We start from the raw sequence: 9,191 nt of genomic DNA, 5'->3' as shown, positions 1-9,191 counted from the left end.
TGGATTTGACCCTATATATCCAGACGTTTTTGCTCTCTTATGGTTGCGATAACTTCCTGCGTATATATTCCCGTGGTGAGCGATATCCCAGTGCACTATGCGGATGATGTTCGTTGTAATGACTGAACGCCACCGCCAGATTCATCACCGCTGCCTCGCTGTCCGGTTTCGGCATGATGCTGATGTAGTCCCGTTTTATCGTCTTCACGAAGCTTTCTGCTATCCCGTTGCTTTCCGGGCTTCGCACTGCTGTCGTGCAAGGCTCCAGTCCCAGCAACCGGGCGAACGCCCGCGTTTCATAAGCCCTGTAGGCTGAACCGTTATCCGTCAGCCACTCCAGCGACTCTGTTGGCAACTGCCTTTCGAAGCGTTTTTCCACCGCACCCAACATGACATCCTGCACCGTTTCTTTGTCATAGCCTCCGGTGCTCGCTGCCCAGTCAATGATCTCCCTGTCGCAGCAGTCCTGCGCGAAGGTCACCCGCAGCTTTTCGCCATTATCACAGCGGAACTCAAAGCCATCTGAGCACCAGCGCCGGTTACTTTCCGCTACTGCTACGCGCCCCTTATGGGCCCGCTTACGGCAAGGATCAGCGGGTTTACGTTCAAGAAGCAAATTATGTGTTCTCATAATGCGATACACCCGCTTCGCATTAACCACAGGCAGGCCGTCCCGCTCTGATTCCCGTCGCAGCAGCGCCCACACACGGCGATAACCATACGTCGGCAGGTCAGCCACCGCCATGTTTATCCGGGACAATACGGTGGTATCGTCAGAACGGGGCTGCCGTCTGCGATCCTGCCAGTCAGATGGCCGGTGAACCCGGATGCTCAACTGCGCACGCGACACGCCAAGACTTCTGCAAACGTCGGTTATTCGTCGTCCCCAGGCAACGAGGGCGCATGCGCAATCCATTTTTTTGCCCGGCCGAACTCCACGGCCTCTTTGAGTATCTCGGCTTCCATCGTCTTTTTGCCCAGAAGGCGTTGGAGTTCGCGAATTTGCTTATTGGCGGCAGCGAGTTCGGAGGCCGGCACCACTTCCTCGCCCGATGCAACAGCCGTCAGCGAACCGTCTTCATATTGCTTGCGCCATTTGAATATCTGGTTTGCATTGATGCCATGCAGGCGCGCGACATGAGACACGGTCATACCGGGTTCCATAGTCTGCTGAATAATGGCAATTTTTTCCTGCGGTGTACGACGCCGACGCCGCTCAGGTCCTGATAACACTTCAACCATCTTATTATTCTGACTGGTGTTAAACATAGTTCCAAGACTACCTCTTATTTTAAGAGAGGCGAAGTGTCTGGTGATCTATGGGGTTAATCTAGCCGCAAACACTTTCTGCACACAGTGGTGTTAATGTACCCGGAAAAGGTTTAGTTGGTAGAGGAAGTGAAAACTTCAAATACCAGGAGATACCAAATAATAAAGGAATCCCAATAGCCAGAAATACTGACTCTGAATATAAAATATTGGATAATCTTTCAGACAAACTAGGTAGTAACGTATCAACTAAAGGAGCTGTGACCATTTTTACAGAGCGCCCAGCCTGCGGAAGTTGCTTGGGTGTGGTAGAACAATTTCAACAAAAATATCCGGGCATCAAAGTGGATATACTTGATAATAATGGTGTTATGCTTAGACCTGGAGTAAAGAAATGAACTACGAAAGAATTAGCTATGACGAAATAAGAGATTCTTTTTTAAGATATTATTATATCTATTGTAGAAACAAGCTTGACTCATTTAATCGTCGAGGTGAAGGGTGGGCCGAACGTGAATCGGAGATAGGCTATGCGTACTATCAATTTGAAAACGCTTATGATTTACCGATTGAAAATTTAATGCTTAATGTTCTCACATTAGTTCTTATGGCCACTAGGGGGCCGGAACACGCAGAAAAAAGCCTTCGGGAAGATATCAAAGATATTCTGTCAAAGCACAAACTCGATGAGCTTATTGCTGACATCAGTGAAGAGGAAAAACAGGATCTTATTTATGACATGTCTTTATTAAAATTGATTTGATCCCTTTCCCTTTTATGTCTCGGCAAAGCCCAACTCTCCGTTGGGCTTTATTGCATACAGCCTTATGCTATGAACCGCGGCAGTTTTAAGGATAATTTCACCACCTCCCTGCTCGCCAATGTCGGTAATCAGATCAATGCGGAGGGCGCCGGCCTTATTCATCAGTCGGGCTACGTGCAAAATACCGTCAGCAAGGCGCTTAGTTACGCCTCCGTCTCCGCGCTTGCCGCTGAACTGGCGACAGTGGTGATGGGCGATACCTTTGCTGACTCCGACATCCGATCAAGATGAGTTACGATCTGACGGCGACCTGGGCGCACCAGATACACGCGGACGGGATCGTTGCCGGCAATAAAGTCTCCGAGCAGATCATGGCGAATACGGCCTTGATCAGGTGCAGGCTGATATTATTGCGGGTGTAGCGTTAAGTGCGCTGGGTGGGGTTAGTAAGGTTAAAGCTGGGGCGCAGCCGGGAAAGCGAATTGAGCAAATACTCAAACCTGAAAAAATTGGGAAAGTGCTCAAAATAACGCATTGGATATTGTAGATAATTTAGGTGCAAATTCTAAATCTGTTATTGGAAGGTTAGAGGTCAGTGACGGAAATGGAAAAGTCATTGGTCGACAATCTAACGACGGTAAAATGGGCTGGCGTGTTAATTATGATCCTGATAAAGGTACTCATATTAATATGTGGGATTACTCTCAAGGTAAGGGGTCGGGGAAAGCAGTAAACCAGGTTATCCCATTTGAGGGTAATGAAAAATCTTTTGAGACGATCTTGCAGCAGCTAAATAGGTAGAGAAAATGACGTTGTTTGAAGAGTGAAAAGAAGCACTTAGTGCTGATTTTAGTATAAAAAAGGGCCGGGATGAAAAAAATGCCATTGATATTTTTAATAAATATCCTTTAGCTAGAGGCTGCGTTGATTGGTCAGAAATTAAGTTCTCAGATTATGAAGATATTAATATTTTACTGGATGCTAATTTAATAAAAAACGATAAGGTAATCGTTCTTGCTGATGATGCTAGTATTCCTCTGTTTAGGTCAAAATTAAGCCTAATCGCCGAACATATTTATGATGTTACAGCGTTATCGCCAAAATTATTTATTTTTAATAACAATGTGATATTACAACCTTTGTTTCCAACTGAAGCGATCCGTTTAGGTATAAAAGCTGGCCGATATTAAAGCCGGGCTCTTCCAGCCACCTGCCGGAAGCGTCGGCGACTTCAGAAGAATATCGCCACCGCCAAAAGAAAGGAATTAAATAAATTACATTTATTTTATCGCCGTCATTTGCATAAAAGGTTGCGAATTGATTGCAAGTTGATTGATTGTAAAATAATTGTTCGCGCTTGCTTCTACATTTAATCAACAACCCTCGATTAAATAGCAACAACAAAAAATAGGCGGCATGATTTGAATCACACAATTAATTAATGATAAGTCGCTATACTCTTTATACTTCAAGTTGCATGTGCGTTGGCCGCGCTTCGTCACCCGAATCTTTTACCGCCTTTCTGCAACGCGAATTATTAAGAGCATAGACTGGAACTGTATTTATTATTAAATATAAATCCATAAAAAAGGATATATTATTATGTATAAAACCTTATTTAAGCCCAAAAGAATAAACCAATGCGTTATTTCCAACCGGCTTGTCGTAACGGCAATGGTGGCAAATTATTGTAATACCGACGGCACCGCTTCCGAGCGGTACATCGCCTATCATGAGGAGAAAGCGAAAGGCGGCTGGGGATTAATCATCACCGAGGATTACGCGGTCAATGAGCATGCGATGGGCTATCAGTATATCGCCGGCTTATGGAATGACCGGCAAATCGCCAGCCATAAAAAGTTGACCGAGACCGTTCATCGTTATGAAAGCAAGATCTTCGCCCAGATTTATCATGCGGGCCGCCAAAGCTGCGGCGCGGTCAACGGCGGAATGCAACCCGTGGCGCCGTCGGCCATTCCCTGTCCATGGCTGCGAGAAATGCCGCGGGAGTTGTCGCTTGATGAGATCCAGAGCCTGGTTAAGGATTTCGGCAGCTGCGCGAAAAGAGTCAAACAGGCGGGTTTTGACGGCGTAGAGATTCATGCGGGTCACGGCTACTTAATCGCCGAGTTCCTCTCTCCCTATGTCAATAAGCGCGTCGACAAATACGGCGGCTGTCTGGACAACCGGGTGCGGTTTTTAGAAGAAATCTATCAGGAGGTTCGGCGCAACGTCGGCGCGGATTTCCCGGTCATCGTGCGTTTTTCGGCGTATGAGGGGTTTGTCGGCGGACGAGATATCTCCGAATCCCGCGTGCTGGCGCAATTGCTTGAGGAATGGGGCGTGGATGGGCTGGATGTCTCCGTCGGCGCCTATGGGGACCACAATAAATTCGGCACGGTTTCCCCCATGTACGTGGGCCATGCCTGGACCGTGCCGTTTGCCGAAGAGATAAAGAAGCTGGTGAATATCCCGGTGATCACCGCCAACCGCATCAACGACCCAAGAATGGCGGATACCATTCTGTCGATGGACAAAGCCGATTTTATCGGTATGGGCAGAGGCTCGCTGGCCGATCCCCATTTACCCAACAAAGCCAAAGCCGGCGAGTTAACCGCCATCCGCTACTGCATCGGCTGTATGCAGGGCTGCACCGGCAGCCTGTATCTGGGCGGGCCGTTAACCTGTCTGGTCAATCCGACCCTGGGACGGGAAGGCGTGCTGGACTACAGCAAAACGCCAACCGCCAAAACCGTCTTTGTCGCCGGCGGCGGGCCGGGCGGGATGGAAGCCGCCCGCGCCGCGGCGATTCGCGGCCACCGCGTGACTTTGTTTGAAAAACGTCGTCAGTTGGGCGGGCAGTTTCTTTCCGCCGCCTTCCCGCCCGGCAAAGGCGAATTGGCGACCTATACCGCGTGGGCGATTCAGGAATTAGAAAAACTGAATGTCGATATAAAATGCGGCGCCGAACTGACCGAAGAGATTATCCGGCAGGAAAAACCGGACGCCGTGATTATCGCCACCGGCGGGAAGCCGGCGATACCGCCGATAAAAGGCGTTAATCTCCCCCATGTCGTTTTTGCGGAAGATGTTTTATTGGGCAACGTAATAACAGGAAATAACATTGTTATTGCCGGCGGCGGCGAAGTGGGCGGCGAAACGGCCGCGCATCTTGCCATGCAACAAAAAAATGTGACCGTTATAGAAATGCGGGATCAGATATTACAGGAGCTTGACGGCGTCAGTAAATTACACGTCATCAATATATTGAATGAATTCAACGTCAAACAATATCTGAATACCAAGGTAACGGAAATTACCGACAGCCATGTCATGGTCGAAAATCAACAGGGACAGGCCGCCATTGCGGCGGATACCGTCGTGCTGGCATTGGGTTATGTTCCCGTCAACGAATTGGCGCAACACCTTAATCAAGCCAGCGATAATGTGGTGGTGATTGGCGGCGCGGTAAAAACCAGTAATGCCATGGTGGCGATAAGAGAAGGATTCGATGCGGGCATGGCGATTATTTAATCCCGCCCCGTCGCTGGCGATTTTAAACTGTGGAAATCGGGGCGAAGCCTCTTCGCCCCGTAACGCGCCTCAGGCCTGCGCCAGTTTCTCCACCAATTGCGCTTTATTCAGCGGTACGCAATAACAAGGGGTATCGCGTTCAAAGCGCCAACCTTCCGCGAGCGCGCCCACATCGACCACATCAAAACCGATCTGATGCAAAAACTCAGCCACCCGTTGCTTCGCCTGCGCGTCGTCGCCGGCGATCGGCAACGCCCGACGGTCGGCCGCCCCGGGCGCTCTGACGTCGCTCAGCAGATCGCGGGCATAGATGGCATTGAAGGCTTTCACCACTTTCGCTCCCGGCAATATTTGCGCCAACATTTCGCTGGTGGTGGTTTCATGGCTATCGAGCTGCGGATAGCGTCCATCGCGTTCCGGGTAATAGTTGTTGGCGTCCATCACCACTTTTCCTTGCAGGGCGGCGACAGGTAATGTTTTCAACTGATTGAACGGTATCGCCACCAGCACCAGATCGCCGAATGCGGCCGCCTGCTCCGCCGTGCCACCCTGACACTTCAACGCATATAGCGTGCTGAAAATACTGTCCGGGCCGCGTGAGTTGCTCAACATCACGTTATGTCCCGCTTTTACCGCCAGTTCCGCTACGCCGCGACCAATAAAACCTGCGCCAATGATGCCAATATTCATATTTCACCTCTGATAAACGTTCGAAAAATCCCGATCGGTGGGTGAAATAACAATATTTGATTACTAATTGCGAATAAACAGGCCTTTATTTGCGACAGAAGAAACGATAAGTTTCTAATTGACTAGCACTAGCAGAGGAAACGACATGGACAGGCTTACCAGCATGGCGGTCTTTATCAAGGCGGTCGACTGCGGTTCGTTCGCGGCGGCGGGTAGCGCCCTTAATCTCTCGCCGCAAATGGTGGGGAAGCATGTACTGTCGCTGGAAACGCAGGTCGGCAGCACATTACTGCACCGCACCACCCGCCGCCAGAAGCTGACCGAGGCCGGGCGGCTTTACTATCAGAGCTGTAAACGCGTTTTGCAGGCAGCCGAGGAGGCCGACCGGCTGATGGCGTCAATGCACGCCGAACCTGCCGGACTGCTGCGGGTCAATGCGCCCGTCACCTTCGGTTCCTGTAGCCTGATGCCCGCCATCACGCGCTACATGCAACAATATCCGCAGGTGCAAGTCGAGCTGACGCTCTCGGACCTGTTCGTCGATTTGCTGGACGAGGGTTATGAAGCGGTGTTCCGAATCGGCCAACTTAGCGACTCCGCGCTGATTGCGCGAGAACTAGCGCCTTACCGCTGCGTGACCTGCGCCTCGCCCGCCTATCTCGCCGAACGCGGCGTGCCGGCCAAACCGGCGGATCTGCTGGAACATGAATGTCTGGGATTTACCTACTGGGCGAGCAGGCCAACCGGAAACTGGGTCTTCGCCAAAGAGGGTAAAACCGAGCATGTGAATATCCACAGCCGCCTGCAAATTAACGATAGCAAAGCCATGCTCAGCGCCGCGCTGGAGGGTTTCGGCATTGTATTAGGCGCGGAGGTGTTGCTGAACGAGGCGCTGGCGCGAGGGGATTTGCTGCGCGTCCTGCCGGACTATGAAACCCCGTCACGTCCGATGCACCTGCTGTTTCACGGCGATCGCCACCTGTCGCCGCGCCTGCGCGCCTTTGTTGATTTCATCGTGCGGGAATTCAGTTCGCATCCACCGGCGTAAGCGGCAACGGATAGCGCTCCCCGACGCCGGACGGCGTGACGGGGAGCGCGCGCCTTGATGCCTGCGTCAATAACCGATGGCGGCGCCCGCCGGACGGCGGATGTCATTGGCGCCGTACAGATAACCTTCGCGTACTTTACCGGAGACGGCGGAGTCGTTGCCGGAGTTGGCGGCCGTCACGCCGGCCGCGCCCGGCAAGCCGACGATAATCAGCTCCGCCGCGCCCCAGGGCGTCTGCTCGACCATCTTATATCCGCGCTGCTTGAGCAACGCCAGCGTATCCGCGGAAAGTCCGCGCTGTTCATAGTAAACCTCATCCGGCAGCCACTGATGATGGATACGCGGCGCATCCACCGCTTCCTGCGGCGCCATGCCGTGATCGATGATGTTCAGCGCCGTTTGCAAGGTGATGGTGATAATGCGGGAACCGCCCGGCGATCCCAGCACCATGAATATTTTTCCGTCTTTGGTCACCAGCGACGGACTCATGGACGATAGCGGGCGCTTACCGGGGGCGATGGCGTTACGTTCCCCCTGAACCAGCCCATACAGATTTTTTTCTCCCGCTTTGGCGGTAAAGTCATCCATTTCATCATTAAGGAAAAAGCCGGTACCCGGCGCAATCACCACCGCGCCGAACCGCCCATTCACCGTATAGGTGGTGGAAACGGCATTACCCTGATTATCCACAATCGAATAATGGGTGGTTTCCGGCTTCTCATGCGGACCAATCCCCGGCTGAACCTGCTGCGACGGCGTGGCGATTTCCGGCGCTATTTGACGGCGGATTTCCGCGGCATATTCCTTACTAAGCAACCGATTCAACGGGTTATGGACGAATTCCGGATCGCCAAGATACGTATTGCGATCCATATAGGCATGGCGCATGGCTTCCGTCAGCACATGCACGGAGGCCGCGGAATTAAAGCCCATCGCCTTGATATCGTAGCCTTCCACGATATTCAGGATTTCACACAGGGTGACCCCGCCGGAGCTGGGCGGCGGCGAAGAAACAAATTTATAACCGCGATAATCGCAGCTCACCGGGGTGGTTTCGGTAACCCGATAATTGGCGAAATCCGCCGCCGTTAAAATACCGCCGCCCTGTTTTGCCGCCTGCTCCACCGCCTGCGGGATCTTCCCTTTATAAAACGCATCCGGGCCATTATCGGCAATAGCCTGCAAGGTCTGCGCCAGATCGCGCTGCACCAGATTATCGCCGGGTTGCAACGGGCTGCCGTCAGGACGCAGGAAAATGCGCGCCGCTTCAGGATCGTCTTTAAAACGTTTCACGGTGGTATCCAGAATATCGGTATCCGCCCTGGTGAGTTCAAAGCCCTCACGCGCCAGCCTGATGGCGGGCGCCATCACCTGTTGACGGCTCAGTTTGCCGTACTTGTTCTGCGCCGTATCCAGCCCCAGCACCGTACCCGGCACGCCGGCGGCCAGATAGCCGTATAAGCTGGCCCCTTTCCTCACGTTGCCTTGCGCATCAAGATACATATTGGCGCTGGCGGCGGCAGGCGCGGTTTCCCGAAAGTTGATGAAGGTGTCTTGGCCGTTCGCCAGGTGGATAGTCATAAATCCGCCGCCGCCGATATTGCCGCAGCAGGGGTTAACCACCGCCTGCGCATACCCCACCGCCACTGCGGCATCAATGGCGTTGCCCCCCATTTTCATAATGTCGACCCCAACCTGCGAAGCCAGATATTGCGAGCTGACGACCATGCCGTTTTTCGCCTCCACGGCCGGGGCTGACGCCGCCTGTACCGTACCGGCGGCCAGTAACGCCGCCGCCATCAAAGACGAAAACCATTTTCCTTTTGTCATGATAATTCCTTTAGTCCTGTTTATTTCATTTGAAAATCCGTGAGTTGGTCGTTGCAA

General features: G+C 52.2%; 7 protein-coding genes and 3 pseudogenes. 7 read left to right on the top strand and 3 right to left on the bottom strand.

What is annotated here, in order from left to right; genetic code table 11:
* Nucleotides 1-37 precede the first annotated feature (37 nt).
* A protein-coding gene (locus tag ABRZ28_RS21410; RefSeq protein WP_330521490.1) for an IS3 family transposase occupies nt 38-1,242 on the bottom strand; the annotation gives its coding sequence in 2 pieces (ribosomal slippage) (nt 38-924 and nt 924-1,242; 1,206 coding nt in all).
* Nucleotides 1,243-1,412: 170 nt separating this feature from the next.
* Between ABRZ28_RS21410 and ABRZ28_RS21405 the strand changes: the two are divergent.
* The 6 genes and pseudogenes from ABRZ28_RS21405 to ABRZ28_RS21380 form a co-directional block, all read left to right on the top strand.
* Nucleotides 1,413-1,667: pseudogene (locus tag ABRZ28_RS21405) on the top strand (deaminase domain-containing protein); the annotation flags it as partial.
* Nucleotides 1,664-2,032 carry a hypothetical protein gene (locus ABRZ28_RS21400; protein ID WP_319605634.1) on the top strand — a complete coding sequence of 123 codons (369 nt, stop codon included), beginning with the start codon at nt 1,664-1,666 and terminating at the stop codon, nt 2,030-2,032. The pseudogene ABRZ28_RS21405 and the gene ABRZ28_RS21400, both read left to right, overlap by 4 nt.
* A gap of 69 nt (nt 2,033-2,101) precedes the next feature.
* Nucleotides 2,102-2,323 carry a DUF637 domain-containing protein gene (locus ABRZ28_RS21395; RefSeq protein WP_319605633.1) on the top strand — a complete coding sequence of 74 codons (222 nt, stop codon included), beginning with the start codon at nt 2,102-2,104 and terminating at the stop codon, nt 2,321-2,323.
* Nucleotides 2,311-2,833 (top strand): annotated as a pseudogene (locus ABRZ28_RS21390) (hypothetical protein); the annotation flags it as partial. The gene ABRZ28_RS21395 and the pseudogene ABRZ28_RS21390, both read left to right, overlap by 13 nt.
* Before the next feature lie 5 nt (nt 2,834-2,838).
* Nucleotides 2,839-3,222: pseudogene (locus tag ABRZ28_RS21385) on the top strand (CDI toxin immunity protein).
* Between the two features lie 412 nt (nt 3,223-3,634).
* Nucleotides 3,635-5,566, top strand: coding sequence for an oxidoreductase (locus ABRZ28_RS21380; RefSeq protein WP_319605631.1), 1,932 nt, complete (start codon nt 3,635-3,637; stop codon nt 5,564-5,566).
* A 69-nt stretch (nt 5,567-5,635) separates the two neighbouring features.
* Here the strand turns inward: ABRZ28_RS21380 and ABRZ28_RS21375 are convergent, their stop codons facing one another.
* On the bottom strand, nt 5,636-6,256 hold the full coding sequence (locus tag ABRZ28_RS21375; RefSeq protein WP_330521486.1) for an NADPH-dependent F420 reductase: 621 nt from the start codon (nt 6,254-6,256) through the stop codon (nt 5,636-5,638).
* Nucleotides 6,257-6,401: 145 nt separating this feature from the next.
* Here ABRZ28_RS21375 and ABRZ28_RS21370 point away from each other — a divergent pair, with 145 nt between their 5' ends.
* Complete coding sequence (locus ABRZ28_RS21370) at nt 6,402-7,304, top strand: LysR family transcriptional regulator (protein ID WP_319605629.1); 903 nt, start codon at nt 6,402-6,404, stop codon at nt 7,302-7,304.
* A gap of 66 nt (nt 7,305-7,370) precedes the next feature.
* Here the strand turns inward: ABRZ28_RS21370 and ggt are convergent, their stop codons facing one another.
* Entirely contained in the window at nt 7,371-9,134 is a 1,764-nt protein-coding gene (gene ggt, locus ABRZ28_RS21365) for a gamma-glutamyltransferase (protein WP_330521485.1), read from the bottom strand.
* Nucleotides 9,135-9,191: the final 57 nt, after the last annotated feature.

It is taken from the genome of Brenneria sp. g21c3 (assembly GCF_040240345.1).
Lineage (GTDB): Bacteria > Pseudomonadota > Gammaproteobacteria > Enterobacterales > Enterobacteriaceae > Brenneria.
Note: the sequence above shows the minus strand (reverse complement) of the source record. Positions and strands in the feature narration are given on the sequence as shown.